The following is a 26,944-nucleotide window of genomic DNA, read 5'->3' on the forward strand; positions in this document are numbered from 1 at the left end:
TCGGAGGCGTCACTGCCGGAAGAGCAGTCTCAGTGTCGACGGCGGCCCTTCTTGCTGAAGAGCGCCTTCGGCGAGACACGCCCGACGAAGTGGAACTTCGGCAGAATGCGGCCTGCGGCCAGAACGGCTCCCACGAGAGTGAACAGCGCCAGCGCGATGAAGAGCCAGTTGTCCATTCCCATGAAGAGCCCGGTACTACCGGCGCCTGCAGCACCCATACCGGTCGAAGCGGTGGTGCTGAAGGGAGTCGGGTTGTACGGCATGTGTTCTTCTCCTTAGTTTGTCTACCAGTTTTGCTGAGTACGGAACGTCGCAGCACAGAGTGCCTTGACATGTACGGCCTGCAGGAGCAGATCGTACGGCATCTCGACGACGAGTATCGCCGAGATGCACATCTGACGCCATCCGCGTTTGCGGACGGTGATGAATCGTTCGACGATATACACGACCGTCACTCCAATCCAGAGTGTATGGAAGTGCATGCTACCTCCGCTTACCGAATACCCGAGGGTACCCAAATAGGCAAGGGTCGCCAGAATTCCCAGAAAACCCCAGACCTGGAGTCCCCAGTACTTGGCCGTCACACGGGTAATCCCGTAGTGGACGTTGTTCTCGATGGCTCCACGCTTCCACCGGTCACGCTGACGCCACAGACTGCCCCATGTTTCCATGACTTCAGTCTTGAGCGCGCATTCGGCGGGAGCGATGATTTTGTATCCCAGGTGGAGAAGCGCGAAGGTCAGCTCGTTGTCTTCGGTCAACGCTTTCGTGTCGTAGACCTGAGCTTTTCCTTCGATGCCTCCAGGGATCTTTCCGGACTTTCGGCCTTCGATGACGTGGTTGAGACAGGCAACAGTAAAAATTGTTGCCGTACCTGTCAAAACCAACGTCTTGCCATCTTTTCGTTCGACGTCGCGGGCGTAACGAGCGTACTCGTTTCGCTGCAACATGCCGACCAGTCCGCCTCCGGGCTTGCCCAGGAACACCCCGCCCACGGCATGGTAGCCGTCGGCGATGAATTTCTGTGCGTGCATGACGAAGTTTTGATCGAGGACACTGTCAGCATCCATGACCATGACCTGGTCGTTCGGAGCGAGGGACGAGAGGTTCTCGTCCAGCCACTGGTTTAGTCCGCCGGCTTTTTTGAACCGGTTGTCGATGGTCGTGAAGACCTCGACACCCTGTCCAAGGGCGATGCCGGCCGTGTCGTCGGTGCAGTTGTCTGCGATAACGACGATTCGGTCGACTTGTACGGACTGAGATCGAAGACTGTTCAGAGTCTCGAGTAGTGGGGGGTCGATGGTCACGACTTGTTCAACGATGGCTTTTTCGTAAAAGCCATCGATCAGAACACGGTCTCTGACTTTGATGGTTTTCTGCTTGGTACCCTCATTGTGCGCAGGCACAAGGACGGTCAGCATATATGCCTCCGGTTTTCAGTTTAGTATAGAGAATGAGTTTGTTACGTTAAGCTACGCCATGCATACAAAAAGCGGTGAAAACCGCTTTGCTGCACAGACTTTGCATATAATAACACACATTATTAACAATTGCAAGTATCTAGTATAAAAAAGTAATCCCCCTACTGGATACGTGTTTATGTATCGTTCGGGGGTTTTACTCATCGTACGCTGGCCAACTGCGCTACAGCAACAAAGTTGTGTCGAGAGGGTGTACCATCTCCATTCTGAAGGCAGGTGATCAAGAGAAGCCGATTGGCGGTCTCGGCACGCGTTGTGCCCCAAGCCTCCTTGAGTCCTGGAAGATCTGTCTTGAGCGGGGTGTACGTAGTTTTCACTTTGTACACAAGCCAATGACTTTTAGACGCTTTTGTCTTTAGCCATATCTCCTTTCCGACCAGTTCCGTTCCCTGGCGATACAAAGGGTTGAAAGCAGTAGCCTGGTGCTCAGACGAATGTCCTGCGAGCAGTGTAAGGCTAGGCGCGTTCGTGCCCGGCTCTTCTACTTCAGGACAAGCGAACACCTCGTCTACGTAGGGTCCTGTGAGCGGTGGGTTGATGCCTTCGCTGCACTTTTCCAACATGTGGACGGGGCTACTGACGACCAGTTTGTCATTCTGGTTTGGGATATAGACCTGGAGCACGGGTGACTGGGTAATCTTGGGCAGGGCAGGGTATTTCTTTGTCGGTTCGGACTTGGGTTGGGGCGTCAAGGAAACGCCGGTGGTCGGGGTAGAAGTCCCTAGATAAGGGACAGTAGGTTTGGCTGGTTTTTCACGAAAAACCAGTACGCCTACTGTGGCGACGGCTAAACAAACTATAGCTACCACCAGTTTCAGAGGCCATAACCGAGACCTATATCCTTTTGACAACAAGATGCCTCTCAGCGATATGATGAGTGAAAATGAAACGGAGGACCGCTTCACGTTATCCAGGATACAGCTTCTGCGTCCATAGATAATATTGCTATAATACAATAATATATTATATTTGTCTATATCTCCGTAACGGTGCAAGGGTATTGAACCATTACGAACTATTGACTTTTTAAACCTTTTATGCTTAAATGAACATACAAATTAATTAAAACAAAAAAACTATATGTCATTCTTACACCACATCTCATTACCACAACCAGATCCGTTAGGCGGGGGACTTCGCGAAGAAATCGCCGAGGAGCAGCAAGAACCAGAAGCGGAAGGCTTTATTAGTGATATTGACGGTGACAATCTAGCTGAGAGCTGGGGAAGCATCGTAAACGATCTTCACGGAGATCCCGATTGGTTTGATTCTAACAAAGATGAATAATACTATACAAAGTATAGTATACTAATATTATGATGACACTTTCTGACGAAGAATTTGACCGCCTGATTAGTCAGGCTATGGATGAACTGCCTCAAAAATATATTCAGGGGTTAGACAACGTAGCGATCGTGCAGGCTGACGAGCCTACAGAGGAACAGACAATCAAGATGAAGCTTGATAACCAACACCTATTACTTGGTTTATATGAAGGTATTCCGCTGACGCAGCGTGGCAATGGATATTCTTTTGTATTGCCGGACAAAATTACGCTTTTTAAACATGCAATTCAAGCTGTTTCGTATGACGAAGCAAGCCTATTCGAGCAAATCAAACGAACGCTTTGGCACGAGATTGCTCACTACTATGGCCTCGGTCATGGACGTATTGATGAGCTTCAAAATCGCGCCCGAACGTAGTCCTCGTTTTTATGCTGTGTTATAATTAGATCAAACTTAGATCCACATGTGAGGTGTGGAGAAGAGGAGCGGATGGGTTTATACATAGACAGTAAACGGGTGACGAGAGCTAAAGCTATATTCGTTTTAGTTGCCGTTTTTGCACTTGTAGCCATTCCAACTTTTATGGGAATACGCGCGCTTAATGCGAAAGCCGCCTCAACTCCTCCTCAATTCCTGAGCAGCCCTCATTATGTTCATGCGAGCACAACTGATAATAACGACACTGCGGCAGAAATCGCATTTTACCCGGGTACGACACGGCTTGAAATTATCGTTGATGACGGGCAGGTGCAGACGTATAGTGACAGTCCGGATGCGCAATCGACAGCTTTGCCTGCGGGCGCGAATAAAATTGATCTACGTTTGCAGCTTGCTCCTGGAAGGCATACTATTTCAGGCGTTGCGGTCGTTGACGGAGATCGGATGCCTATCAAGGGAAGTAATGGTGAAGAATCTGGCGAAGCCGTTGTTTATGCACTCAATGCTCCAGCAGTAAGTTATATCACGCCAACCACTGACAAACGGGCTTTTAATTCTAGCATTAGCCCAGTACGCGTTAAAGTTGATGACGAGTTTAATCAGTTTAAAGATCTGACGTTCAGTTTATTTACCGGTAAACCAGGCGATGTTGATAGCCATTGGATGAGGGATCTGACTTTGACGCGGGCGCAGTGTAGTCTGGAGTTGAAAGATTTTGCCATCTGCGACATCACGGGCGCTTCAAACTGGGAAAATCTCGCTGAGGGAACGTATTTCGTAAAGCTTGAAACGTCAACCAAAGCCGAAGATAAAGCAGGGGATACACAGCACCCAGACGGCATTAGCAGCGAGGATTCAAATTATTGGTCGTTACCCTTCACGATAGACAACACGGCTCCCACGGCAACAATTAACGGTCCACTGAGCATGGTAGGCGGTGAAACGATCACCGTAAAAGGGACGATTGACCCGACGGCATTAGGGGCGACTTTGTATATGGATGACAATGCAGAGGGTTCTGTGGTGATAACCAACGGAACATGGTCGTATGACTTAACGACTGATAAGGTCGGTGATCACAAACTGACAGTTGTCGCAAAGGATGCAGCTGAAAACCCAAGTGACGCAAAGGCGGCAGACGCCATTACGACGCTAACTGTTAATCCGTTTGTTCCGTCTCCTGCCATTGTCCAGCAAGTTAATGATGCGGCTAGCGGGCTTTCAGCCCCATTCGCTGTTCCGCCGGCACTTACTCAGGTAGAAGTTCCTCCTGCTATAGGCGCTAATACGAATGCTGACACGGCAGTACTTGGCGCAAAGACGGCCGAAGATCCGAAGGTGGACCAGAATGTGATTGCCGCGGTGGCACCAAGCAGCGAAGGCTGGAAATTATTTGGCATCGCATGGTTCTGGTGGATTATTATCGGGGCATTAATGGCGGGAATAACTTCGTGGACACTCGCTAATCGCCGCCAATATGCCGTTGAAACCATCTAAGCTATAAACATTAGCTTTTTGCAAGATAATTTCATATACTGAAAATACAGTGAAATCGACACAAAAAAACAGTTCCGTTCGCCAACCTAAGGGGTCGCTCCATCATTTTCTGCAGCAGGCCTTTATTCCCTGCAGGACAAACCAGTATCGTCCTCATCTCATACGTCGTTACGGCATACTTGGGATATTGGTTTTTGTCATCGCCGTCCAAGCATTGAATTTTTCAACGGTGAACGCGACAGCGTCTACATCATCAACAACGGATGACGTTTTACTCACTGTGACAAATAACGAACGCGAAAAACGCCAGCTCGAACCTTTGGTAATGAGCGATAAACTATCTCGGGCCGCGGCTTTCAAGGCTCGGGATATGTTAACCCATCAATATTGGGCGCATATCGCACCTGACGGATCGACGCCGTGGAAATGGTTTAACCAGGTTGGGTATAGTTACAGCTACGCGGGTGAAAATCTTGCAAAGAATTTTCGCACGCCAGAAGCGATAATGGCGGCGTGGATGGCATCGCCCGAACATCAAGCGAATATCCTTGACGCGCATTATTCCGAGGCTGGATTCGCAACGGTTAACGGAACGCTCGGCGGTAAGCAAGTTAGATTGACTGTTGCGTTGTATGGCACTCCGTCTCTGGCGGGCATACCGGGCACGGCCTCTACGGTAGGGACGAGTACTCCTGTTGGTCAACAAATGAGCATGATGGAGCGTCTGAACCTAGCGGCCCAAGCGCTGAGCCTCACATCACTACTGTCGATTCTACTACTGTTAATCGGTGCGATAGTAGCGTTAATTGCCCATATGTACCGAAAAAAACTCCCCAAAAAACTTCGCGCGTCGTCGTACAGGCATCATGGATTATTAAAAGCGGGCGGTATGTTGTCGCTGTGCTTTATTATTGTATTTTTATACACTGGTGGCCAAATCTAGGGCGAAAGTGAAGTTAGGGCCAAGTTCTGGTACACTAGGGGCTATGAGTATTACAAAAGCAATTATTCCAGTGGCTGGTTGGGGATCGCGAATGCTTCCAATCACCAAAGCAATCGAAAAATGTATGTTACCTGTCGGCACCCGTCCAGTGATCGATTATATCGTGCAAGACGTGCTGGCGGCCGGCATCAAAGACATTTATTTTGTGGTTGGCGAGCAGAGCGCGCAAATTCAAAGTTACTACCGGACGAATATTCCACTTGACGACTATCTCAAGCGTCAAGGTAAACAAGACAAACTGTCCCTTACTGGGCCTCTGATGGGCGTGAATACCCATTTTATTACCCAGCCGAGTACTGGCGGATATGGGACGAGCGTACCGGTTGGGGTTGCGAGCGAGTTTATCGGTAAAGACGAGTCAGCCCTAGTAGTCATGGGCGACCAGTTTTTCCACCGTACTGACGGAGGCTCGAATGCTGCCGACCTTATTCGTTTAGTCGAAAAAAACGGCGTGACGGCGGGTCTCATCGGAAATCCCGTACCAGAAGAAGCCATTCCGAAATTTGGAATAATCGAAAAAGACAGCCACGATAATTTTGTACGTATCGTTGAAAAGCCTTCCCTTGAAGAAGCGCCAAGTAATCTCAACAACTCGAGTTTTTATATATTTGATAAAGAGATTTTTGAACTGGCTAAAATACTTCCTGCCAATCCTCAACGGAATGAGTTTGAAATTACCGATGCTATTAACGCATACGTAGCTAGTGGTAAACGAATCATCGTCGGCACGGCTGAGGGCGAATATTTAGACTGTGGCAGTCCTGACGGATGGCTACACGCGAACAGAGTTATCCTAAACGACATCTAGCGCCTTTACACAGAGGCTCGTATCTGTTACAATGGGCAAGATTGATAAATAATAAAGGAATCATATGACAAAAGCAGTCGTTAAGATCGGTGGCAAACAATTTGTTGTTGCCGAAAAAGAGACCCTTCTGGTGGACCTCCTCCAAGAAGGCACTAAAGAGCTCACGCTTGATGCACTGTTGGTTATTGATGGTGATAAAACCACTGTCGGCACACCAACGGTAAAAGGTGTGGTCGTAAAAGCCAAAGTTGTCGACGACAAAGTCGCTGGCGAAAAAATACGGATTATTCGCTACAAATCTAAAAAGCGCGTACACAAAGAGAGCGGACACCGCCAAAAGTACAGCAAAGTCGAAATTACTTCGATCAAATAAACCCCTAAGACCTCGTAGAAATACGAGGTTTTTTGATGGCGCTCGTGCTACAATAGGGTAAAGAAGAAGAGGGAAAATAGACACGTGGCGACAGTCATTTCAGTAACCAATCAGAAGGGTGGTGTAGGCAAAACGACGACTGCCGTTAATATTGCCTATTATCTTGCAAAAAAAGGCCACCGTACGCTTTTAGTCGATTTTGATCCCCAGGGAAATGCAACAAGCGGCCTGGGCATTGATAAGCAGTCACTTGATGCGACAATGACTGAGGTAATCCTTGAAACGAAAACCATGGCTGAGATCATTATCGAGACTGATCACAAAAACCTGTTCTTAGCTCCCGCGACATCCCATCTGGCCAATACCGAGGTAGAACTTGCCCAAGCTGGCCGTCGTTTTACCAGGTTACGGAATGCGATTGAAAACGCGCCAAAATTTGATTTTGTGATTATTGATAGCCCGCCAAGCCTTAGTTTGCTAACGGTGAATGGACTAATTGCCGCAAGGTACGTGCTTTTACCGGTACAGGCGGAATTTTACGCGCTTGAGGGACTTGGCCAGCTACTCGAAACAATGAAATTAGTACGAAAAAATATGAATCCAACACTCGATCTTTTAGGAGTGCTTCCCACGATGGTGGATGGCCGAACGACGCTTAGCGGTCAGGTTCACGAAGAAATTAAAAAACATTTCCCTGGCAAAGTATTCAAAAATACGATTCCGCGAAATATCCGACTGGCCGAAGCGCCGAGCCATGGACTGCCGGTTGGCGCATACGACAAATTTTCTAAAGGCGCGCGGGCATACAAGGCCGTCACGAAAGAGGTGCTAGAGCGTGTCGGTGAATAATAACGGAGGAGCAAGATGAGCGTTAAAAAAGGTTTGGGCCGTAGTTTTGATTCGTTAATTCCAACGGAACTTTTGGACGAGTCATTTGACCCAACATCAACGCAGGACGATCAGGTAAGTGATCTGCGCCACATTAAATTAACCGAGATTACGGCTGATGCTGACCAGCCGCGCCGGCATTTTGACGAAACGGCGCTAGACGAGCTGGCCGCGTCTATTAAAGAGCACGGAATCGTGCAGCCTATTGTCGTGACACCACAAGGTGGCGGGTATCAAATTGTTGCTGGCGAACGCCGTTTTAGGGCTGCTAAAAAGGCGGGACTTGATAAAATCCCGGCGCTCGTGCGAACACTGACAAATCAGCACAAATTAGAGTTGTCGTTGATTGAAAACTTGCAGCGCCGTGATTTGAACGTACTTGAAACAGCGACAGCATACTTAAAACTTCGCGACCAGTTCAACTTAACGCTTGATCAAATTGGCGCGCGTGTCGGTGGTAAATCAGTCAGCACTATTAGTAATACGCTGCGTCTGTTGCGTTTGCCTGAGTCGGTCAAACAGGCACTTGCTGATGGGAGACTCCGCGAAGGTCAGGCGAGGCCGCTTGTTAATATTGATCCTGAAATTATCGAGGGTATTCTTCCTCAAATCCTCAAAGAAGAATGGAGTGCAAGGAAGATCGAGCAGTATATCGTTCAATTGAAAAAGCACAACCAAAACCCGATTGAGTCGAAGCCAAAGGTAACGCACGTACCTTACGAAGATGACACTAACCGGCTGACGAAGCGTCTAAGGACTGATGTCAGCGTCAAGACGAATGCCAAAGGTGCCGGCCAAATCATTATCCGATTTAAGAGCGATAGCGAATTTCAACGCCTCCAAAAGCTACTTGATAAATAATACCTAGAACGTTCGAATTTTGTTGAACGGGTAGATACGTATGCCGACAGGCCCAATAATGTCGTAGTAAGGAATAAGTCCTAGCCCACTACGCGAGTCGAATGAATAGTCACCTTGACGGTGGTCACCTGATACGAACAACGCGCCGGCAGTTACTGTCGTATCAACGTCGCCGCTAGTGGGCGAGCCAGGTTCGCCGTGATTAGCGTCATCTGGGTGGAATCCATTAGGAAATTCTTTATTATATACGGTAAGGATGCCGTTTTTGACGGTGACGCGCTCGCCAGGAAAGGCAATCACGCGTTTTACGATATACTCGTCTTCTGACCCAGGACTATAGTGAGGGTTTTTGAATACGATAACTTGTCCCCGACCAGGGATATATTCCTTATTTTGAAGTTGTGACCACGTAACAGGCAGGCGATTGATGATTAAACGGTCGCCTGTATAGAGTGTTTTTTCCATGCTCGGACCAAGCACGTTAAAACTTCGAAAAATAAACGTATTGATGAGCAGCGTTCCTACAAGAACACAGATGATGAATACGACAATTCCGATAATATCTTTGAGGTGAGGATGTCGTTGTAAGAAAGTTGCTTCCATGACTTCTTACTATACAGTGTTTTTTATTTTGGTGAAAGCAAACTAGTTACGTTTTTTCACTTAAAAAAAACGCGCTTATCGTTTATAGTAGAGTGAGTATTTATGACAAATAGAAGACCATCCATGGACGGATTTATTCCGCGACGATCAGGAAGCCAGCTGGGAGACCAGCATTCTAATAAAAATAGGCCAGAAACGCCACCTACTGGTCTTCGGCCCGTAGATGCGACTCCCAGGGAAGTGCCGACTGTTATTCAGCGCAGCCAGCTTGGTATCGCCAAATCTGATATTGACGAATCTCTTCGTGGAATCGATGAACCTACCGAGACAAGACGCGGCAAAAAACGCCGCGTCAAAGGAGCGACGAGTAAAAAACGCCGTATTATCAAGTGGATTATTATTTTGATCGTCGTTGCGATAGCCGGTGTTGGTGGCTGGCTGGCATATAAAACGCTTACTGCCGGAGGAAACGTATTCAAGGGGAGTCTGCTGGGGCTTGTTCAAAACCAGCCTCTTAAACAAGACGCTAACGGGCGAAGCAATATCTTGGTCTTAGGAACATCCGAGGATGATCCTGGCCATCAAGGCGCCAACCTAACGGATTCGATCATGATCGTCAGCATTGATCAAAAGAACAAAAACGCCTACATGATCAGCGTTCCACGTGACCTCGAAGTACAATACGGCGAGATGTGCGTGCCTGGTTCCAGGGGTAAAATAAACGTTTACTTTAGTTGTGTCGGCGGTGGAACGGATGATATCGAAGCAACGAGAACCGCTTTAACGAAAACCGCAGGATTTGTCGGGGATATATTTGGTCTGGACATTCAGTACGGCGTAAACGTGAACTATACGGTGATGCGCGAACTCGTGTCCGCGCTGGGTGGAATTACCGTTACGATTGAAAGCCGTGACCCACGAGGACAGATGGATGCTAACTTTGACTGGAAGTGTGGAGTAGGTGACTGGAAAGTAAGTCGTGCTGAACAATTACGACGCTGTCCTCCTGCTGGCCACTTCATCGATTATCCTAATGGACCAGTTAATCTTGATGCCGAGCATGCGCTCTACCTTGCGCAGGCTCGCGGGGACGCACTTAATTATGGGTTTGAGCAGTCAAACTTTGACCGTGAGAAAAACCAGCAAAAAATCGTGAAAGCGATTCGTGAAAAGGCCATGAGTGCCGGCGTTCTTACGAACCTTAGCAAAGTATCAGGTATCATTGACGCGCTTGGCAATAACCTACGGACAACTTTTGAAGCGAGTGAAGTTCAGACACTCGTGTCGCTTGCAAAAGATATCAAAGACCAAGATATCAAATCAATTAGCTTGATCGATGAGGATGGTGATAACCCTCCTGTCATGAATGGAAATGCGCAGCCGGCTCTCGGTATGTACCAGTACGACGATATTCGCGCGCTTATTAAAAAGAAATTAAGCTCTGATCCAATCACTCAGGAAGAAGCCAACGTTGTTGTGCTTAATGGTTCTGGCGTTGCGGGCGTAGCCGCTACCGAATCCGAAAAACTTACTAGCCAAGGATTTATCGTAAGCGGAATGGATAATGCGCCGGAAGGTACGTACGCTGATGTTGAGGTGTATCAAATTGGTACGGGCAAAACCGCAACGAAAGCCAAGCTAGCATCTGTCTTTGGCGTGAAGGTCAAGACGACCGCTCCGCCGGTGGCCGTGGCCGAAGGCACGAATTTCGTGGTTATATTCGGCAAAGCTCGCGCCGCAAATTAATACAAGTTAGTGGTATAATTAAAAACAGATTATGGAGTTTTTAAAGTCATCAAAGCGGCGTTCGCTGTTTAGCGAGCTGATATATATTGTCTTAAATGTCGCCTTAGCCGTTGGCGTGTTGGCGTTAGTAGTCGCGATTGAATCACCGATTCCAGCTTTTGCGCTCATCCTCTTGAGTAAATGGCGCGTTTTTGCCGTCCGGCCTAGATATTGGCTCGCTCATGCCCAGGCAAATCTAGTCGATATTATCGTGAGTGTGAGCATGATCGTTTTGCTATACGCGGCAAGCGGCGCGCTATACGCGCAGATTGCCCTAGCAGCATTGTATCTTGTGTGGCTTTTATTCATCAAGCCTCGGTCCAAACGCATTTTTATCGCCGTTCAAGCCGGAGCTGCAACCTTCCTAGGCGTTACGGCGATCATGGCCGTTTCATATGATTGGATTGCATCGGTTGTCGTTGTGCTGATGTGGGTGCTCGGATATGCTTCGGCGCGTCACGTACTTAGCAGTCACGAAGAAGTGCATGGGTCTTTTTATAGCTTGGTTTGGGGACTGGTTGTTGCTGAAATCGGATGGCTGACGTATCACTGGACGTTCGCGTACACTATTCCTGGATTCGGTGACCTGAAATTATCACAGGCAGCATTGATTACCCTGGCAATCAGCTTTCTGGCTGAAAGAGCCTATAGCAGCTTTGCAAAAAATGGCGTTATTCGTTCTGGCGACATTATCCTACCAGCATTGCTATCCGGTAGCGTCATCTTAATTCTTATTGTTTTCTTTAATACGTTAGGTATCGGATCACTTTAAGCTGGGCCTAAGCCCAAGGAGATAATCTAAGACAAGCTTATGGATACAAACGACAACACACCAGAGAACGAAGTTACAGAAAAAACCGTTACTGCTACGTCAGTGAAATCTCGGCGCACACGAATTATTACCGCTGCAATTTTTGCGGTTATTATCGTTATCGTCATAGTAATCGCGATCTTTTTTAATCAGATAGAGCAGACCCTAAAGAATAACAACGCTATTACTAACCGCGAAACGACTCAGAACGACGGCAACAAGACGGTTACCCAGGAAGAAGAAGACATTGCGAGTGTCGTATCAAAGGTATCGCCAAGCGTTGTATCCGTTTTGACAAAATCACAAGGAGCTTCAACGTTCGGGACGACCGAGCAAGAGGGCGCGGGTACGGGTATCATTGTTGGTAAAGACGGCTATATTTTGACGAATAAGCACGTTGTCGACGGGGCAAATACGGTAAGCGTTGTCCTTTCGGACGGGACAAGCTACGATAACGTTAAAGTACTCGGTACTGACCCTTTGAATGACGTCGCTTTTCTAAAAGTTCCGGACGTGAAGGATCTGCCGGTTGCTGAACTCGGCGACTCGACCTCAATTCGGGTCGGTCAAAAAGTAATTGCCATCGGTAACTCGCTTGGCCAATATCAAAATACTGTCACAAGTGGAATTATTTCCGGTACGGGAAGGCCAATTTCGGCGCAATCCGGACAAACAGTCGAAAGCCTCACCGACCTTATTCAAACTGACGCGGCAATCAACCCAGGTAACTCGGGAGGCCCGCTCCTTAATCTCCAGGGCCAGGTGATTGGGATAAATACCGCAATTATCGAGGACGCGCAGGGGATTGGTTTTGCGATTCCAATTAGCTCGACAAAAGGCATACTAAAGGGCGTGTTGGCTGGCAAAAGCGTGGAACGTGCCTACCTGGGAGTGAGCTATATTCCTATTACGGCGGACGTTGCCAAGCAGTATAGTCTTTCGGTGAAAAAAGGTGCATACGTTTTCTCGAGTAGTGGTACGACTGCCGTCGTAGCGGGCAGTCCAGCTGAAAAAGCCGGACTTAAGGACAAAGATATTATTACCAAGGTAGGAGACATCGAAGTAGGTGATCGTGGCAGTATATCTACCTTGGTGGCGGAATATGCGCCTGGTGACACTATCCAGCTGACTGTTCTACGTGGCGGCCAAACAATAAACGTCAAAGTCACGCTCGCTGCATACAAAAGCTAAGTTTTCTGCAAGCTAACGATAAATCCTCGGATAACGTTCTTTGAGAAGCCGTACTTTCGGGCGAACGCGATGATTGCTTCATGCTGACGTGGATCGGCCTCAAGCAAAAGGTAGCCGTTTGCCTGTAGTTTATCAGAGGTTTGACCGATAAGCTTTTTAATCAGTTGAAGGCCGTTGTCTTCTGCGAAAAGTGCCTCGGCTGGTTCCTGATTCGTTTCGGGTGAACGTTCCCATGACGGATCAACGTAGGGAAGATTGGCCAAAATGATATCGGCTGACAGGAAATATTTTGATAAAAGATCGCTTTGTACGATGTGCACGTTAGCGTGGAGCAATGTCGCGTTTTGTTTAGCAATGTTCAGGGCATGGCGGCTGACGTCGAGGAGGGTAACGTCAAGTTCAGGGTGCTCAAGTTTGGCGGTGATTCCTAAAATACCACTCCCGGTACCAACGTCAACCAATCGTCTACCGGATTTTGGCAAGAATGCTTGAGTGTTTGGCATAATTTCGTTTAGCAGGGTAATCATATCTTCAGATTCGGGCCGTGGAATAAGCGTGGCAGGAGTCACCTTGAAGGGTCGCCCATAAAATTCTTTGTGACCAATGATATAAGCGATAGGTGTTCTATCAAGCCGCAAATCAAGGCGAGCCTCGGCAATTTCGTACTCGCGGGATGACAGTTGATCCTCGTCGTGTGCATGTAGATGCGTTCGAGGTTTGCGCAGCGTATGCGCCAAAATTATTTCAGCGTCTAATTTAGCAGTTCCGATTCCCACGCCAACTAACCTAATAGTAGCTTGGTCAAGCCACTCTTTAATTAGAGGCGTTTTTGGCTGCGAGTTCACGTTCATACGCCTGTAGATGTTCGATTATATCGTCAATTGCGCCGTTCATAGCCTGAGGAATACCGCTTCGGCTGTAACCGATTCGGTGGTCAGTGATACGGTCCTGGGGGAAGTTGTACGTGCGAATTTTTTCAGAGCGGTCACCCGATCCAATTAAGCTACGGCGTTCGGCGGCGAGTTTAGACTGTTCAGCGTCAATTTTTTGTTGTAGCAAACGGGCGCGAAGCACGCTCATGGCCTTGTCTTTGTTTTTAATTTGGGATTTTTCATCCTGGTTAGTCACGACAAGGCCAGTCGGAAGGTGAGTAATACGAACCGCACTGTCGGTTGTGTTAACGGATTGTCCTCCGTGGCCGCCGGCGCGGTAGACATCGATTTTTAAGTCACCCGCGTTAATTTCAATATCCGTTTCTTCGGCTTCGGGCAGGACGGCAACAGTAACGGTGCTGGTGTGAATACGGCCCTGTGATTCGGTTGCGGGAACACGCTGTACGCGGTGGACACCGGATTCAAATTTTAACTGCGCGTAGGGCGCATCACCCTTAACGGAGAAAACAACTTCTTTGTAGCCGCCAGTATCGTTGGCGCTTTCTGATAGCAGTTCGGTTTTTAAACTATGCGCTTCACAGTAGCGAAGGTACATGCGGTAAAGTTCAGCGGCAAAAAGGCTTGCTTCGTCGCCACCAGCACCAGCACGAATTTCGATAATAACGTTCTTGTCGTCATTCGGGTCTTTTGGCGCAAGCATGACAAATAGGTCATCCTCTAACTGGGTGAGTCTTTCTTCGGTTTCGGACACTTCCATTTTGGCAAGCTCTGCCAGCTCGTCACCACCATTCATAAGTTCTTTAGCCTCGGCTAATTGGCTTTCGAGAGTTTGACGAAGGTTTGCCTGTTCTAGGATTGCTTCAAGTTCGGTGAAGCGTTTATTCTTTTTGCTATAGTCCGGGTCGCTATATGCCGAAGGGGATGCCAAAAAATCAGCTAGACTAGCTTTTTCTGCGGTGAGGTCGCTGATGTTGAGGCTTATTTTCGGCATATTATTTAGATTGCTTTGCTAGAAGAACGATTCCAATGATTAATCCGGGCAGCCAAGTAAGTATGGCAACCGCACCAAAAAGGAACGTAATGATGTTCAGGATTGTTTTACCAACGGGCACCTGTTCGAATAATTCTCCTTCGTTGATCTGTGCGCTAAAGAACAGATTCGAGAGGGCACTAATGACAATAGCCGCAATAAATAGCGCAGTCGGACCAATAATCAGGGCGAGTGCCAATTTTTTATGGTTTTTCTTCAGTGGTTCGGCAACAACGGTCTTCGCGTATTGCGGTTCGTTTGGTGGCTGAGTGCTTTGTTGTTGCGGTTCTTGAGGATTCATGACGATATCTCCACTAAGTTATTACTTTTATTGTAACAAAAAGAGGTCGCAACCGTGCGACCTCTTTTATCATACTGCGTTATTTTTCAGTATTAGTCTTTTTAGCTTTTTGGGCGCTAGCCTTTTTAGCTTTCGATGCAAGCTGTTCTTTGCGTGCTTCTGCAGCGGCAAATTTAGCCTTGAATCGGTCAACACGGCCTTCGGTGTCGATAATTTTCTCTTCACCTGTAAAGTACGGGTGAGAAGCTGATGAGATGTGGACTTTAACGAGTGGGTATTCGTTGCCATCTTCCCATTTAATAGTGTCAGTTGTTTGCGCGGTTGACTGTGTCAAAAAGGCAAACCCGGCCACATCGTCGCTAAATACGACAGGGCGGTAAGTTGTTGGGTGTATACTGCTTTTCATATCTGAACCATTGTAACCGTTTTTAGGTGAAAAGTCAAAGACGCTGTATCTGTAAAAGATTATTTGTCGTTTGGGCTATCACGGACGGGAACGGGTTCAGGTTCGGTGTGGTGAAGCAGGTGCATGACGGCAGCGCCTGCGTCGGCTATAGAGTGGTGTCTTGCGTGCTGTTCGGCCTCGATCTTTTCGTGAAGCCGTTTCATGGCGTGAACGGTACTGGGATTTTGCGATAAAAGCTTGAATTCCTTGTCGAGTTCGGCAAGGTCGACATCACTTAGGTCTTCTAGCCCCACGTAACTGTTGCGAGCACCTTTGGTCGCTCGGATAAGCTCATCCAACTTAATCTGTACGGCTTTACCGTCCCGGTTCTGGGTGTTTTGGATCAGGAATACCATCAGGAAGGTAATAACCGTCGTACCAGTGTTAATAACCAGCTGCCATGTGTCAGAGAAATCGAAAAGAGGTCCCGTGGATGCCCATACGGCAACGATTAAAATCGCGCCTAAAAATACTGTTGCGGTACCTGTCCAAATTGAGATACGACTTGCGATTGAGCGGAAAAGATCTTTCATAATGTTTTTTAGTATACGCTTACGGTTGCAAGTACGCCAGAGGGTTATTGACCTGCTAAAGGGTTTAAAGTATAATAACTAGGTAATAAATTTTAATGACACAACCCGCGTCGTTATCCTGAACCTTCAGGGACGCAGGTGAGGAACAAGGAGTTCAAAACATTATGGCAGTAACTGTCGATATTAAAGCTTTGCTCGAAGCTGGCGTCCACTTCGGACACAAAACGAGCCGTTGGCATCCAAAAATGGCCAAATACATTCACAGCAAACGTCAGGACAGTCACATTATTGACCTGACAAAAACTGTCGAAGGTCTAGACGTGGCTTTGCCATTTCTTACCAAAGTAGCCGCATCTGGCAAACAGGTTTTGTTTGTTGGTACTAAAAAGCAAGCCAAAGACCTCGTAAAAGCAGCCGCTGAAAACGTTAACCAGCCATACGTTACTGAACGCTGGATCGGTGGAATGCTTACAAACGTCGCAACTACTACCCAGCAAATCAAGAAACTAAAAGATCTTGAAAAGCGAATGGCTAGCGGTGACCTGGAAAAGCGCTACAACAAGCTTGAAGTACAGCGTTTCCAAGAGGAAATCGATGAACTTAACGAAAAATACAGCGGTATCAAGGATCTAAACGGCAAACCTGGCGCAGTTGTCGTCCTGGACGTTATTACCGACGCAAACGCTGTTAAAGAAGCAAAAACACTTGGCGTGCCAGTTGTTGGTGTTGTTGACACGAACGCTGACCCAAGCCTAATCGACTATGTCGTACCTGGTAACGACGACGCAATCAAGAGCTTGGAAATTCTTCTAAACTACTTTGTCGAAGCGACCGTCGAAGGTGCTGGAACTGTTAAACAAGAGGAGAAATAAAAATGGCTATTTCGATTGAAGACATTAAAAAGCTAAAAGAGCTAACTGGTGTTGGTCTAACCGACGCAAAAGGTGCTCTTGTAGAAGCTGACGGTGATTTTGACAAAGCACTCGAAGCTATGCGCAAAAAAGGCCTGACAAAGGCCGAGAAAAAAGGCGACCGTGAAGCTCGCGAAGGTATCATCGACAGCTACGTTCACAGCGGCCGTATTGGTGTTATCGTGGAAGTAAACTGCGAAACCGATTTCGTTGCCCGTCTTGACGCTTTCAAGGCTATGGCTCACGAAATTGCGCTTCAAATTGCCGCAATGAACCCTGAATACGTCTCGGAAGCTGACATTCCAGCCGAAGAAATCGAACGTGTTCGTAACGAAGCCAAAGAGCGTGTTATCGCCGAAGGCAAGCCTGCAGAACTAGCCGACAAAATCGTTGAAGGCCAAGTTAAAAAGCATTTTGCCGAAAAGACATTGATGTCACAAACGTACATCATGAACGAAAAGCAGACTGTTTCTGACTTTGTTAAAGAAAACATTGCAAAACTAGGCGAAAACATCGTTGTCCGTCAGTTCAAGCGTATTGAACTTGGCGTGAACGAGTAGAGTTTACGGAGATTCATTAAACTACCCGGTTTTATACTGGGTAGTTTTAATGTTACTTGGGGTGTGCCTATTAGCTTAAGCGTTTTGCTATACTGAAAACATGTCAAAAAGCCCGCAACATAAAATATTGCTCATGGTTGGAGTTATGCTATTCGTACTCGGTCCTTTTTTGGCATATTTTAGCCCTCGTTTCTTATCTTCCTGGACATGTTCTTTATTTGTCGGGCCTGAGCCTGTCTATAAGCCTTTCTTGTTCGATGCCTTTCGTTGTGTCACTTCAGACTTTTGGACTGCCATGGTGATATTGGCGGCGGCTACTATTACGGGCGCAGCTCTCATTCTTATTAGCCTAAACGTTCACGAGGGTAGCTTTAAAACTAGGTGAAAACATCGTTGTCGCCAGCCGAGTGTATTGAACTTAACATGAACGAATAGATCGCTAGGAAATTTGTAAAAAGAAGATAGCCTTTTTACCAGGAATTTTAGTGTGCCACTTGAAAAAATACATAAAATATGATATTATATAGTTAATCTTCGGATAGAGCACTATTGGAGACGTTCCCGACTAAGAGATGAGGTTTGCCGTCATGGCAAAACGCACGCCTGCCATTATCGGTGCCAGCATTGCTGTCGTAGTAGTTATTGGCGGAGGTGTTCTTCTGTCGAACCGCGACAACGCGCCGACACAGAATGCTGCCCCAGTGGCTACCGCTCCGGCAATCACGCCAACTGTCAACACCACCCCGGAAGTTCCGGGAGTAGAGAGGAAAAAGTCGAAGTTGGTGGCCCCAATACCATCCTTCGACTCGCTCAGTGACCAGCCGGTCGAGATGTTCGGCAGGTTCACGATTCCTCGCCCGCAGATGTGGGATGAAAACATGGGTGGCTCAGAGGGGGTAAAGAAGTACGCTGACATGTCTTCCTGCACGGCAGCCACGTCTAAGTGCCCGCACGTCATCCTCTACGACCTGTCCTCGTCCGAAGGCAAGCAGCTGGGCAAGGATCCGGTGAAGTGGTGGAAGGCTCAGCCCTGCATCGCGGGCACAAGCGAGAAGACCGAAGGGCCCGTGAGCATGAAGCTCGGTGGTCAATCGGCCAAGCTGTACCGGATCCGGTGCGGTGATGACGACGATGCAAACTACGCTTGGATCGTCCCCGGCAAGAAACTTTTCGTCACGGGAATGATCGGGACGGAGGGCGCTCTGGTCGTCGAAACGGTTCAAGCGGCCCTCATGAAGATGTCGTAGACATCGTAGTCTGCACCTCCAGTGCTCACGAAGAGACCCCGTCGCAGCCAGATTCGTTCTGGAAGCGGCGGGGTCGATTCATTTTTATGCCTCAAGTAAATACGTCATCTCGGGCGCAAAAACATGCTAAAATTAGGGTATATGTTTAATACAGACGCTTATGAAGAAAAAATGATGTTGGCGTTTAGCCATTTTGAAGATGAACTTAAAAAAGTCCGGACCGGCCGTGCGCACCCTGGAATGTTAGATGGCATTAAAGTGGAGGTTTACGATACGCAGATGCCGCTTAACCAGGCAGCAAATATTACCGCGCCTGAACCCCAGTTACTACAAATCACTCCATTTGATCCAGGTAACATTCAGGCGATTGCAGCTAGCATTCGAGCTGACCAGTCACTTGGGTTTAATCCTAGCGATGATGGACGAATTATCCGTGTGCCTGTGCCGCCGCTTACTGAAGAGCGCCGTAAGCTTTTGGTCAGACAAACTGGTGAAAAGGTAGAAGAAACACGTATTGCGCTTCGTAATATCCGCCAAGACGGACTAAAAGACGCCAAGCGTAAAAAAGATGCCAAGGAACTTAGCGAAGATGACGTTAAAAGTGTTGAAAAGGAATTCGACAAATTAATGGCAGAGTACCAGGAAAAGATCGACGCAGCGTTTAAGGCAAAAGAGAAGGATATCCTAACGATCTAATGGCCGACGCGTTCCCTAAGCATGTGGGTTATATCGTCGACGGTAACCGGCGATGGGCCAAAACGCATGGTATCCCTACCTACGAAGGTCATTTAGCAGGCTATAACGCCATCCAGGAAGTTGCTAAGGCTTCGTTTGATGCCGGCATTGAATACGTGTCTGCCTATATTTTTAGTACCGAAAACTGGAAGCGCAGCCAGGACGAAGTCAGTAAGCTGATGGGACTGGTGTTGAAGCTTTTGACGTCGGACTTGCATATTTTTGAAGAGAATAACATCAAATTGAAAATCATGGGGTCTCGCGAAAGGGTGAGTGACAAGATATTAAAGGCGATTGATGAAGCCGAAGCCCGAACTGCCAATAATACCAAAGGCACACTCGTTATTTGCTTTAACTATGGCGGCCAACAGGAAATTGCTGACGCGTGCAAAAAAATTGTTCAGTCGGGCGTGGCACTTGACGGAATCACTCCAGAATTGATAAGCGAAAACCTTTATGTTCCCGAAGTTCCGCCCGTAGATATGATCGTACGAACAAGCGGTGAACAGCGGCTATCTAACTTTATGTTGTGGCGCGCGGCGTACAGTGAATTCATGAGCTTGGAAAAGCTTTGGCCAGACATGACAAAAGAAGACGTAACCGCTATACTAAAAGAATACGCACGCCGCGATAGGCGCATTGGAGGATAGATGGAACTTGTTTTTGGAATAATTATCGGACTATTAACGCTGGTTCTTTTAGTGGTGGTGCATGAACTTGGCCATGCTATCGTGGCAAAGCGCAACGGTGTGGTTGTCGAGGAATTCGGCATTGGTTTTCCACCGCGTGCTTGGGCAAAAAAGCTAAAGAACGGTGTCCTTTTTAGTATTAACTGGTTACCGCTTGGCGGGTTTGTTAAATTACAGGGTGAGCATGATTCGGCCGACCAAAAAGGCGATTATGGAGCGGCGAGTTTTTGGGTAAAGACTAAAATTTTATTAGCGGGCGTGTCGATTAACTGGTTAGTCGCAGCCGGACTATTAACGATTTTAGCCTGGACGGGCTTGCCAAAAGTGCTACCAGACCAGTTTAGTATTCCAAGCGATACGACGCTTACCAAGCAGCCCGTTCAAGTGGCGACCGTTACCAAAGATTCTCCTGCGGACAAGGCAGGACTAAAAGTTGGTGACAAGATCGTGCGTTTTGCGGGCGAACCAGTACCAACCCCACAAAGTCTGATCGCACAAACAAAACAGAACAAAGGTAAATCCGTTGAAATTATTTATGCGCGGAACGGAGTGGAGCAGACAACGAGTGCTGCTTTGCGGGCCGATAACGACAAGAACCAAGGCTATCTAGGCGTTGGGCCGGATCAAAAACAAAAAATTCAGGCAAGCTGGTCTGCGCCGATCGTAGGTGTTGTGACCGCTGGCCAATTTACGCTTGTTACGTTACAGGGACTAGGTGATCTGGTGGTTAATCTTGTCAGTGGATTAGTTCTGCAGCTAAGTCCGGACAGCGCCACAAGGGATCATGCTAAAACAAGCCTGGACGCGGCGGGCAACAGTGTCGCTGGTCCGATAGGGATTTTAGGGGTTATTTTCCCTGCGGCAGAACAGGCAGGGCTTAGCCAGCTAATCTTTTTGACGGCACTTATCTCACTTACTTTGGCAGTTATGAACGTCCTTCCAATTCCAGCCCTTGATGGCGGCCGTTGGTTCGTGACAGCGCTCTTTCGCGTGCTTAAAAAGCCGCTTACGAAAGAACGTGAGGAAAGCATCCAGGGAACTGGTTTTATGGTACTAATGCTCCTAGTCGTAGTGGTGACGGTCGCTGATGTTGGCAAACTCTTCAAATAACAAATCCCATCTTCACAACACCGGTATTTTCGTAGGGCTTCTTTTGTGGGTAATAGCCGGATTTATTGTCGCGTATTTACTTCTTGGGGGCGGCCTGTGGGTTCTGGAGACTGCAGGCGTACGTCTGGACTCTATGAATGGTGTCGTTCTTAACACTATTCTTGCAGCGGTCGTGTATGTTCTTAGCCTTGCCATTGTCGTTGGCGTGCCGTGGTTGATAAAAAAACGTGCAACAACCAAAGAAGATGTCGGATTAACGCGTCTTCCTAGCTGGATGGACATTTTGCTGGCACCGGCCGGATTTATCGTGTACTTTATTCTTTCGAGCGTGATCGTCCTGGGAGCAACACGGCTTATCCCAGGGTTTAATACGGACCAGACGCAGACAACGGGGTTTGAAGGGATTAATCAGCAATATGAATATATTCTTGCGTTCGTGACGCTTGTTGTCGTGGCGCCCGTCGCCGAAGAGATTCTTTTCAGGGGCTATTTGTACGGAAAATTAAAAAAGCATGCGCCAGTATGGGTTGCCGCGCTTGGAACGAGCCTGTTATTTGGCGCGATTCACGGTCAGTGGAATGTGGGCGTAGATGTATTCGCACTTAGCTTGGTCCTATGTAGCCTGCGGGAAGTGACAGGCAATATCTGGGCGGGTATGTTGCTTCACATGTTAAAAAATGGCGTCGCCTTTTATTTCCTCTTTGTAAATACGGCGTTATTAGATACAATAATGAAGTAATGAAACAGATCACTCCGTCAGTTTTTTCTCGTATGCCGCTTGGCCGGTAGTATTTTTTTTATTGTTATTTATATCTAAACAGTAATCCTAGGAGCGACATATTATGCGATTATCCCAAAATTTCACCAAAACCAGTAAAACAGCGCCAGCCGACGAGGTGGCGAAAAATGCCCAGCTACTTATCAGGGCGGGCTTTGTCTATAAAGTAATGGCTGGCGTGTATGCCTATACGCCACTTGGTTTACGAGTGCTTGAAAATATTAAACAGATCGTTCGCGAAGAAATGAATTCTGTTGGCGGGCAAGAGCTTATTATGAGCAGCCTGCAAAAGAAAGAAACGTGGGAGGAAACCGGCCGTTGGGATGACGAAGTTGTCGATGTGTGGTTTAAATCAAAGCTAAAAGACGATACCGAAGTTGGCTTTGGCTGGTCACACGAAGAAGCGATTATTGAGATGATGAAGCAATATCTTGAAAGCTACAAGGATCTGCCAATCAATGTGTACCAGTTTCAGACAAAAATGCGTAATGAACTTCGCGCCAAAAGCGGTATTATGCGCGGCCGCGAATTCGTCATGAAAGACATGTATTCATGTAGTATTGACGCTACTCAGCACGATAAATTCTATGCTGACACGATAGACGCGTATAACCGCGTATTTGATCGCCTAGGACTAGGAGATGACACCTATGTCACCTTTGCTAGCGGGGGCGCGTTTACGCAGTTTAGCCACGAATTCCAAACGGTATGTGATGCGGGTGAAGATGTTATTTACATACACCGCGAAAAGAATATTGCGGTGAACGAAGAAGTTTTGAACGAAGAAAGCCTAAAAGAGCTTGGCATCAAACGCGAAGACCTTGAAAAGGTGAAAAGCGCCGAAGTGGGCAACATCTTTAATTTTGGTATTCAAAAGAGTAAAGACACTAACTTTACGTTCACGAATAGCGAAGGCAAGAAGCAATTTGTCTATCTAGGATCGTATGGAATTGGCATTACTCGCCTAATGGGGGTGGTTGTTGAAAAATTTGCCGACGACAAGGGTATTGTCTGGCCAGAGAATATTGCACCTGCCAAAGTATACTTGGTTCGTATCGGCGGAGAAGAGGCCGTAAAGCACGCTAACGAACTTTACGAAGAATTGACCAAAAAGGGTATTGAAGTGATCTACGACGACCGTGACGAGCGTCCAGGCGCTAAATTCGCAGATAGTGAGCTAATGGGCATTCCACACCGCGTAACTGTCAGTGACCGGCTGATAGAATCTAACCAATATGAGTATACCCCTAGAACAACAGGGGTCAGCGCTCTATTGACACGAGAGGAGCTGCTTGCTAAACTGAACTGATTGCAAATCATTGCGAGAAATAGTACACTATATGTAGCGTACGATGTGTCTGTAGAGACACCATTTTTAAGACGTAAGGAACATTATGAAGAAATTATACCAAATTACAGATGAAGGCAAAACCGAACTTGAGGCCGAACTACAAGAGCTTAAAGGCCGTCGTGGTGACATTGCCGACAAAATTGCTGAGGCACGTGATTTTGGCGATCTTTCTGAGAATGCCGAATACGATAGTGCTCGCGAAGAGCAAGGGCTCGTTGAAAGCCGCATTGCCGAAATCGAAGACATCCTGCTTAACGCTGAATTAATTCGCGGCGGCAAGACTTCAAAAGTATCTTTAGGCAACAAAGTTGAACTAAAAACTGGCAAAAAGACGGTCATTTACAGTGTCGTTGGTCCAGTAGAAGCCGACCCGCTTGAGGGCAAAATTAGCAACGAATCTCCAATCGGTGCTGCGCTTATGGGCAAAAAAGTAGGTGATACGGCTACCATCACAACCCCTAAGGGTTCAACTACTTACGAAATCGTTTCAATTAACTAGCTAGTTTTTTGCTTCTCAGCCTGTTTTTTGGCATATCGGGCAAGCGCCCAGTTTTGTATGTATAAGTCCATCTCAGAAGCTTCTAGCTCCATAAGACGGTGATGCTCAACCATAAGAGGATCTCCGGTGATCTCTGACATATCATACGCCATCTTTAAAATATCGCTGAAAAGAGGTGGTTCACATTCGAGAATATAACCAAGCGCATCATGAACTTTTGGATCACCCGTTGTGTCTAATGCGTTGGCGAGTAGATATGTATCATTGAGAGTCGGCGCAACTGGTTCACTTGGACGGGGGTTTTCTAGTGTAAGTACCTCTGCGACTTGAGGAGGCACAATTTGAACCACAAGGTCTTGTGCGTCCTTTGTGATGACAGCCTCGAGTTGTTCTTGTTGAGTGTGCGGAAGACCGGTATGAGCTTTGAACGTATTCAAAGATTCTACGAGATGGTCATGAGCCACAATTACAGAAGGAACGGCTAGAGTGCGTCCCAGTTCTGAGAAATTGTTAGGTTGCCGTGAGGGCCAGAGGGGTGAGAAATCTTTTTTCATAATCTGTCGTTTACTTGAAATGTTGCTTGCATTATACCATAAGTGCTATACAAATACAAGTCTTCAAACAGCAAAGACTTTTTGGCGGGAATACGATATACTGTAACAGATATGGCAACACTCCAAGATTACCGTGATGAGCGGCTACGAAAATTAGATGAGCTTAAAACGCTAGGCATTAATCCGTACCCTAGTGAATCTCATCGTACTCACAATACGACTGATGTTGTATCTGGCTTTGATAAGCTCGAAGGCCAGACCGTCACGGTTGCTGGCCGGATTGTTGGACTGCGTAAGTTCGGCAAACTTGCGTTTATTGTTATTAAGGATTTTACCGGCCAGGTGCAGTTGTTCCTTCGCGACGGTGACGTATCCGAACTTAACGCTGCTGAGGGTATTCTGGGAATTAAAGAATTGCCACTTCTTGATACAGGTGATTTTGTTGAAGCAACCGGTGAAGTGATTAAAACCAAAACAGGCGAAATATCCGTTGCGGTAAAAACGCTTCGTTTGCTTACGAAAAGCCTTCGTCCAATGCCAACCGAACTAACAAACAAAGAGGAGCGCCTCCGCCGCCGTTACGTTGATATGAACGTAAACAGCGATGTACGCGCAAGATTTGTCCGCCGTTCAAAATTTTGGCAAGCAACTAGGGATTATCTAAATGAACAAGGATTCGTCGAAGTTAACGTGCCCGTTTTGGAACACACGACAGGCGGGGCGGATGCTAATCCGTTCGTGACGCACATGGACGCTTTGGACCAGGATTTTTATCTGCGTATTAGCCACGAGCTTCCATTAAAGCGGCTGCTTGGCGCTGGTTTTGAAAAGGTCTACGATATTGGGCCGCGTTTTAGGAATGAAAATTACAGCGACGAACATTTACCAGAACACGTTGCGATGGAATGGTACTGGGCGTATGCCGACTGGGAAGATGGAATGAAACTGACTCAGGATATGGTCAGGGCAATTGCCGATAAAACATGGGGAACACGCCAGTTTACGCTATTAAACGGTATGACCGTTGACCTTGGTAAAGACGGGGAAGATTGGCCGCGTGTTAGCTTTGTCGGTGTCATCAAAGAACGTTTTGGCATCGACGTATTCAATACGACGCTTGAGGAAGTCCAGGCTAAATTAAAAGAAAATAATCTAGAACTCGAAAAAAGCGATAACCTTGGACGGTGTATCGATAAATTATGGAAAAAGATCCGTGTTGAATTAAATGGACCTGCATTTTTGATTGATGTACCGGCGTTCTTGCAACCGCTTGCGAAACTACAGGACAAAGACCCGCGCCTGACCGAGCAGTTCAACCTGCTTCTTGGCGGAACGGAAGCCTGCAAGGCATATAGCGAATTGAATGATCCCGTGGATCAGTTAAACCGCTTTGTTGACCAGCAAAAACTACGTGATGCTGGCGACGATGAAGCGATGATGCTAGATATTGATTTTGTTGAAATGCTTGAATATGGCATGCCGCCAGCATGTGGTTACGGCCATGCCGAACGGTTATTCTGGATTCTTGAGGGCATTACCGCCCGTGAAGGCGTTCCATTCCCGCAGCTTCGTACCGAGATTGACCCAACGACCCGTGAAACGTATCCTGACGTAAAGCTCTAGAAAATACTATATAAAGTATATTATTCCTCTTGCATTTCATATCTAAAATTACTATACTAAGTATAGTAATAATTGAAATGAAAGGAGCGTTTATGACGCGTATTGCTGTAATTGTGGGAAGTTTACGAAAAGAATCGATTAATAAATACTTAGCAAAAAATCTTGAGGAATTAGCGCCCGAAGGTACGGAGTTTACTTATGTAGATATTAATCTGCCACTGTTTAACCAAGATGTCGAAGCTTCTAATTATCCTGCCTCAGCCCAAGAAGGCAAAGATATAGTCGAAGCCTCTGACGGCGTATTATTTGTCACTCCGGAATATAACCGAAGTACGCCTGGTGTCTTAAAGAATGCAGTCGACTGGATAAGCCGTCCATGGGGCACGAATTCGTTTGCAGGCAAACCTGTTGGAGTTGTCGGCGCGTCGGTCGGACCTGTCGGAACGGCCATTGCACAATCTGATATGCGCCATATCCTCGCGTTTCTTGAAACAAAACAGATGGGTCAGCCTGAAATTTATGTAGCCAATGCTACTGAATTATTTGATGAAAACGGAATCTTAACTGACGAAAGATGGCGCAAGAATCTTCAGGGCTATATTGATACATTCGTTGCCTGGGTAGAAAAAGAGAAGTAGTCCGCGGGTGCTATAATTGGTT

The 26,944-nt window shown here is 47.2% G+C and carries 32 protein-coding genes; 23 read left to right on the forward strand and 9 right to left on the reverse strand.

Annotated elements, in window-relative coordinates; genetic code table 11:
• Positions 1–29 precede the first annotated feature (29 nt).
• Positions 30–263: a hypothetical protein gene (locus VK497_05610; protein HMI09842.1), complete on the reverse strand. Its 234-nt coding sequence runs from the start codon at positions 261–263 to the stop codon at positions 30–32.
• A 21-nt stretch (positions 264–284) separates the two neighbouring features.
• On the reverse strand, positions 285–1,421 hold the full coding sequence (locus tag VK497_05615) for a glycosyltransferase family 2 protein (GenBank protein HMI09843.1): 1,137 nt from the start codon (positions 1,419–1,421) through the stop codon (positions 285–287).
• 1,140 nt (positions 1,422–2,561) lie between these two features.
• On the opposite strand from VK497_05615, the gene VK497_05620 reads away from it, so the two are divergent.
• From VK497_05620 to VK497_05655, 8 genes are all read left to right on the forward strand, one after another.
• Positions 2,562–2,768, forward strand: a complete 207-nt coding sequence (locus tag VK497_05620) for a hypothetical protein (GenBank protein HMI09844.1) — start codon at positions 2,562–2,564, stop codon at positions 2,766–2,768.
• Positions 2,769–2,797: 29 nt separating this feature from the next.
• Positions 2,798–3,184 (forward strand): metallopeptidase family protein, encoded by a 387-nt coding sequence (locus tag VK497_05625; protein ID HMI09845.1) that lies wholly within the window; start codon positions 2,798–2,800, stop codon positions 3,182–3,184.
• 72 nt (positions 3,185–3,256) lie between these two features.
• Complete coding sequence (locus VK497_05630) at positions 3,257–4,702, forward strand: hypothetical protein (GenBank protein ID HMI09846.1); 1,446 nt, start codon at positions 3,257–3,259, stop codon at positions 4,700–4,702.
• 49 nt (positions 4,703–4,751) lie between these two features.
• A complete protein-coding gene (locus tag VK497_05635) occupies positions 4,752–5,645 on the forward strand; it encodes a CAP domain-containing protein (GenBank protein ID HMI09847.1) in 894 nt (297 codons plus the stop codon).
• A 43-nt stretch (positions 5,646–5,688) separates the two neighbouring features.
• The gene (locus tag VK497_05640) at positions 5,689–6,513 is read left to right on the forward strand and encodes a sugar phosphate nucleotidyltransferase (protein HMI09848.1); all 825 of its coding nucleotides are present in this window, start codon (positions 5,689–5,691) and stop codon (positions 6,511–6,513) included.
• A gap of 64 nt (positions 6,514–6,577) precedes the next feature.
• Positions 6,578–6,886, forward strand: a complete 309-nt coding sequence (gene rplU / locus VK497_05645; GenBank protein HMI09849.1) for a 50S ribosomal protein L21 — start codon at positions 6,578–6,580, stop codon at positions 6,884–6,886.
• An 84-nt stretch (positions 6,887–6,970) separates the two neighbouring features.
• Positions 6,971–7,735 carry a ParA family protein gene (locus VK497_05650; GenBank protein ID HMI09850.1) on the forward strand — a complete coding sequence of 255 codons (765 nt, stop codon included), beginning with the start codon at positions 6,971–6,973 and terminating at the stop codon, positions 7,733–7,735.
• 15 nt (positions 7,736–7,750) lie between these two features.
• Complete coding sequence (locus VK497_05655; GenBank protein HMI09851.1) at positions 7,751–8,635, forward strand: ParB/RepB/Spo0J family partition protein; 885 nt, start codon at positions 7,751–7,753, stop codon at positions 8,633–8,635.
• 3 nt (positions 8,636–8,638) lie between these two features.
• Here VK497_05655 and lepB read toward each other — a convergent pair whose 3' ends face one another.
• The gene (gene lepB / locus VK497_05660) at positions 8,639–9,238 is read right to left on the reverse strand and encodes a signal peptidase I (GenBank protein HMI09852.1); all 600 of its coding nucleotides are present in this window, start codon (positions 9,236–9,238) and stop codon (positions 8,639–8,641) included.
• A 123-nt stretch (positions 9,239–9,361) separates the two neighbouring features.
• Between lepB and VK497_05665 the strand changes: the two genes are divergently transcribed.
• The 3 genes from VK497_05665 to VK497_05675 are packed head-to-tail and all read left to right on the forward strand — an operon-like array spanning position 9,362 to position 13,025.
• Positions 9,362–10,984, forward strand: coding sequence for an LCP family protein (locus tag VK497_05665; protein HMI09853.1), 1,623 nt, complete (start codon positions 9,362–9,364; stop codon positions 10,982–10,984).
• 31 nt (positions 10,985–11,015) lie between these two features.
• Positions 11,016–11,795 (forward strand): hypothetical protein, encoded by a 780-nt coding sequence (locus tag VK497_05670; protein ID HMI09854.1) that lies wholly within the window; start codon positions 11,016–11,018, stop codon positions 11,793–11,795.
• A 39-nt stretch (positions 11,796–11,834) separates the two neighbouring features.
• Positions 11,835–13,025, forward strand: a complete 1,191-nt coding sequence (locus VK497_05675) for a trypsin-like peptidase domain-containing protein (protein ID HMI09855.1) — start codon at positions 11,835–11,837, stop codon at positions 13,023–13,025.
• On the opposite strand, the gene prmC is transcribed toward VK497_05675, so the two are convergent.
• The 5 genes from prmC to VK497_05700 all read right to left on the reverse strand — a co-directional run bounded on the left by prmC (position 13,022) and on the right by VK497_05700 (position 16,227).
• On the reverse strand, positions 13,022–13,876 hold the full coding sequence (gene prmC, locus VK497_05680) for a peptide chain release factor N(5)-glutamine methyltransferase (protein HMI09856.1): 855 nt from the start codon (positions 13,874–13,876) through the stop codon (positions 13,022–13,024). The genes VK497_05675 and prmC overlap by 4 nt on opposite strands.
• Positions 13,839–14,909: a peptide chain release factor 1 gene (prfA, locus tag VK497_05685; protein ID HMI09857.1), complete on the reverse strand. Its 1,071-nt coding sequence runs from the start codon at positions 14,907–14,909 to the stop codon at positions 13,839–13,841. The genes prmC and prfA overlap by 38 nt, the downstream gene beginning before the upstream one ends.
• A gap of 1 nt (position 14,910) precedes the next feature.
• Positions 14,911–15,249, reverse strand: a complete 339-nt coding sequence (locus VK497_05690) for a hypothetical protein (GenBank protein ID HMI09858.1) — start codon at positions 15,247–15,249, stop codon at positions 14,911–14,913.
• Between the two features lie 79 nt (positions 15,250–15,328).
• Positions 15,329–15,655: a type B 50S ribosomal protein L31 gene (locus tag VK497_05695; protein HMI09859.1), complete on the reverse strand. Its 327-nt coding sequence runs from the start codon at positions 15,653–15,655 to the stop codon at positions 15,329–15,331.
• A 59-nt stretch (positions 15,656–15,714) separates the two neighbouring features.
• Positions 15,715–16,227 carry a low affinity iron permease family protein gene (locus tag VK497_05700; protein HMI09860.1) on the reverse strand — a complete coding sequence of 171 codons (513 nt, stop codon included), beginning with the start codon at positions 16,225–16,227 and terminating at the stop codon, positions 15,715–15,717.
• A gap of 164 nt (positions 16,228–16,391) precedes the next feature.
• On the opposite strand from VK497_05700, the gene rpsB reads away from it, so the two are divergent.
• The 10 genes from rpsB to greA all read left to right on the forward strand — a co-directional run bounded on the left by rpsB (position 16,392) and on the right by greA (position 24,107).
• Positions 16,392–17,099 carry a 30S ribosomal protein S2 gene (gene rpsB / locus VK497_05705; GenBank protein ID HMI09861.1) on the forward strand — a complete coding sequence of 236 codons (708 nt, stop codon included), beginning with the start codon at positions 16,392–16,394 and terminating at the stop codon, positions 17,097–17,099.
• A gap of 2 nt (positions 17,100–17,101) precedes the next feature.
• Positions 17,102–17,698: a translation elongation factor Ts gene (locus tag VK497_05710; protein HMI09862.1), complete on the forward strand. Its 597-nt coding sequence runs from the start codon at positions 17,102–17,104 to the stop codon at positions 17,696–17,698.
• Between the two features lie 100 nt (positions 17,699–17,798).
• Complete coding sequence (locus VK497_05715; GenBank protein ID HMI09863.1) at positions 17,799–18,083, forward strand: hypothetical protein; 285 nt, start codon at positions 17,799–17,801, stop codon at positions 18,081–18,083.
• A gap of 202 nt (positions 18,084–18,285) precedes the next feature.
• The gene (locus VK497_05720) at positions 18,286–18,945 is read left to right on the forward strand and encodes a hypothetical protein (protein HMI09864.1); all 660 of its coding nucleotides are present in this window, start codon (positions 18,286–18,288) and stop codon (positions 18,943–18,945) included.
• Positions 18,946–19,086: 141 nt separating this feature from the next.
• Complete coding sequence (frr, locus tag VK497_05725; GenBank protein HMI09865.1) at positions 19,087–19,641, forward strand: ribosome recycling factor; 555 nt, start codon at positions 19,087–19,089, stop codon at positions 19,639–19,641.
• On the forward strand, positions 19,641–20,330 hold the full coding sequence (gene uppS / locus VK497_05730; protein ID HMI09866.1) for a polyprenyl diphosphate synthase: 690 nt from the start codon (positions 19,641–19,643) through the stop codon (positions 20,328–20,330). Before frr ends, uppS begins: the two co-directional genes overlap by 1 nt.
• Entirely contained in the window at positions 20,331–21,479 is a 1,149-nt protein-coding gene (locus VK497_05735; GenBank protein ID HMI09867.1) for a M50 family metallopeptidase, read from the forward strand.
• Positions 21,457–22,218, forward strand: a complete 762-nt coding sequence (locus VK497_05740; GenBank protein HMI09868.1) for a type II CAAX endopeptidase family protein — start codon at positions 21,457–21,459, stop codon at positions 22,216–22,218. The genes VK497_05735 and VK497_05740 overlap by 23 nt, the downstream gene beginning before the upstream one ends.
• 103 nt (positions 22,219–22,321) lie before the next feature.
• On the forward strand, positions 22,322–23,566 hold the full coding sequence (locus VK497_05745; GenBank protein HMI09869.1) for an aminoacyl--tRNA ligase-related protein: 1,245 nt from the start codon (positions 22,322–22,324) through the stop codon (positions 23,564–23,566).
• 85 nt (positions 23,567–23,651) lie between these two features.
• Entirely contained in the window at positions 23,652–24,107 is a 456-nt protein-coding gene (gene greA / locus VK497_05750) for a transcription elongation factor GreA (GenBank protein HMI09870.1), read from the forward strand.
• Here the strand turns inward: greA and VK497_05755 are convergent.
• Positions 24,104–24,661 (reverse strand): hypothetical protein, encoded by a 558-nt coding sequence (locus VK497_05755; GenBank protein HMI09871.1) that lies wholly within the window; start codon positions 24,659–24,661, stop codon positions 24,104–24,106. The genes greA and VK497_05755 overlap by 4 nt on opposite strands.
• 111 nt (positions 24,662–24,772) lie before the next feature.
• Between VK497_05755 and VK497_05760 the strand changes: the two genes are divergently transcribed.
• Together VK497_05760 and VK497_05765 are read left to right on the forward strand one after the other, a co-directional pair.
• Entirely contained in the window at positions 24,773–26,284 is a 1,512-nt protein-coding gene (locus VK497_05760) for a lysine--tRNA ligase (protein HMI09872.1), read from the forward strand.
• Positions 26,285–26,376: 92 nt separating this feature from the next.
• On the forward strand, positions 26,377–26,922 hold the full coding sequence (locus tag VK497_05765) for an NADPH-dependent FMN reductase (GenBank protein ID HMI09873.1): 546 nt from the start codon (positions 26,377–26,379) through the stop codon (positions 26,920–26,922).
• Positions 26,923–26,944 lie beyond the last annotated feature (22 nt).

Source organism: Candidatus Saccharimonadales bacterium (genome assembly GCA_035317825.1).
Taxonomy (GTDB): Bacteria; Patescibacteriota; Saccharimonadia; order Saccharimonadales; family Saccharimonadaceae; genus DATHGB01.

Bases quoted from the DNA above. Each gene is read 5' to 3' on its own strand.
- VK497_05610 (HMI09842.1), bottom strand. From the start codon at position 263: ATGCCGTACAACCCGACTCCCTTCAGCACCACCGCTTCGACCGGTATG.
- VK497_05615 (HMI09843.1), bottom strand. From the start codon at position 1,421: ATGCTGACCGTCCTTGTGCCTGCGCACAATGAGGGTACCAAGCAGAAA.
- VK497_05620 (HMI09844.1), top strand. From the start codon at position 2,562: ATGTCATTCTTACACCACATCTCATTACCACAACCAGATCCGTTAGGC.
- VK497_05625 (HMI09845.1), top strand. From the start codon at position 2,798: ATGATGACACTTTCTGACGAAGAATTTGACCGCCTGATTAGTCAGGCT.
- VK497_05630 (HMI09846.1), top strand. From the start codon at position 3,257: ATGGGTTTATACATAGACAGTAAACGGGTGACGAGAGCTAAAGCTATA.
- VK497_05640 (HMI09848.1), top strand. From the start codon at position 5,689: ATGAGTATTACAAAAGCAATTATTCCAGTGGCTGGTTGGGGATCGCGA.
- rplU (HMI09849.1), top strand. From the start codon at position 6,578: ATGACAAAAGCAGTCGTTAAGATCGGTGGCAAACAATTTGTTGTTGCC.
- VK497_05655 (HMI09851.1), top strand. From the start codon at position 7,751: ATGAGCGTTAAAAAAGGTTTGGGCCGTAGTTTTGATTCGTTAATTCCA.
- lepB (HMI09852.1), bottom strand. From the start codon at position 9,238: ATGGAAGCAACTTTCTTACAACGACATCCTCACCTCAAAGATATTATC.
- VK497_05665 (HMI09853.1), top strand. From the start codon at position 9,362: ATGGACGGATTTATTCCGCGACGATCAGGAAGCCAGCTGGGAGACCAG.
- VK497_05670 (HMI09854.1), top strand. From the start codon at position 11,016: ATGGAGTTTTTAAAGTCATCAAAGCGGCGTTCGCTGTTTAGCGAGCTG.
- VK497_05675 (HMI09855.1), top strand. From the start codon at position 11,835: ATGGATACAAACGACAACACACCAGAGAACGAAGTTACAGAAAAAACC.
- prmC (HMI09856.1), bottom strand. From the start codon at position 13,876: ATGAACGTGAACTCGCAGCCAAAAACGCCTCTAATTAAAGAGTGGCTT.
- prfA (HMI09857.1), bottom strand. From the start codon at position 14,909: ATGCCGAAAATAAGCCTCAACATCAGCGACCTCACCGCAGAAAAAGCT.
- VK497_05690 (HMI09858.1), bottom strand. From the start codon at position 15,249: ATGAATCCTCAAGAACCGCAACAACAAAGCACTCAGCCACCAAACGAA.
- VK497_05695 (HMI09859.1), bottom strand. From the start codon at position 15,655: ATGAAAAGCAGTATACACCCAACAACTTACCGCCCTGTCGTATTTAGC.
- VK497_05700 (HMI09860.1), bottom strand. From the start codon at position 16,227: ATGAAAGATCTTTTCCGCTCAATCGCAAGTCGTATCTCAATTTGGACA.
- rpsB (HMI09861.1), top strand. From the start codon at position 16,392: ATGGCAGTAACTGTCGATATTAAAGCTTTGCTCGAAGCTGGCGTCCAC.
- VK497_05710 (HMI09862.1), top strand. From the start codon at position 17,102: ATGGCTATTTCGATTGAAGACATTAAAAAGCTAAAAGAGCTAACTGGT.
- VK497_05715 (HMI09863.1), top strand. From the start codon at position 17,799: ATGTCAAAAAGCCCGCAACATAAAATATTGCTCATGGTTGGAGTTATG.
- VK497_05720 (HMI09864.1), top strand. From the start codon at position 18,286: ATGGCAAAACGCACGCCTGCCATTATCGGTGCCAGCATTGCTGTCGTA.
- frr (HMI09865.1), top strand. From the start codon at position 19,087: ATGTTTAATACAGACGCTTATGAAGAAAAAATGATGTTGGCGTTTAGC.
- uppS (HMI09866.1), top strand. From the start codon at position 19,641: ATGGCCGACGCGTTCCCTAAGCATGTGGGTTATATCGTCGACGGTAAC.
- VK497_05735 (HMI09867.1), top strand. From the start codon at position 20,331: ATGGAACTTGTTTTTGGAATAATTATCGGACTATTAACGCTGGTTCTT.
- VK497_05740 (HMI09868.1), top strand. From the start codon at position 21,457: ATGTTGGCAAACTCTTCAAATAACAAATCCCATCTTCACAACACCGGT.
- VK497_05745 (HMI09869.1), top strand. From the start codon at position 22,322: ATGCGATTATCCCAAAATTTCACCAAAACCAGTAAAACAGCGCCAGCC.
- greA (HMI09870.1), top strand. From the start codon at position 23,652: ATGAAGAAATTATACCAAATTACAGATGAAGGCAAAACCGAACTTGAG.
- VK497_05755 (HMI09871.1), bottom strand. From the start codon at position 24,661: ATGAAAAAAGATTTCTCACCCCTCTGGCCCTCACGGCAACCTAACAAT.
- VK497_05760 (HMI09872.1), top strand. From the start codon at position 24,773: ATGGCAACACTCCAAGATTACCGTGATGAGCGGCTACGAAAATTAGAT.
- VK497_05765 (HMI09873.1), top strand. From the start codon at position 26,377: ATGACGCGTATTGCTGTAATTGTGGGAAGTTTACGAAAAGAATCGATT.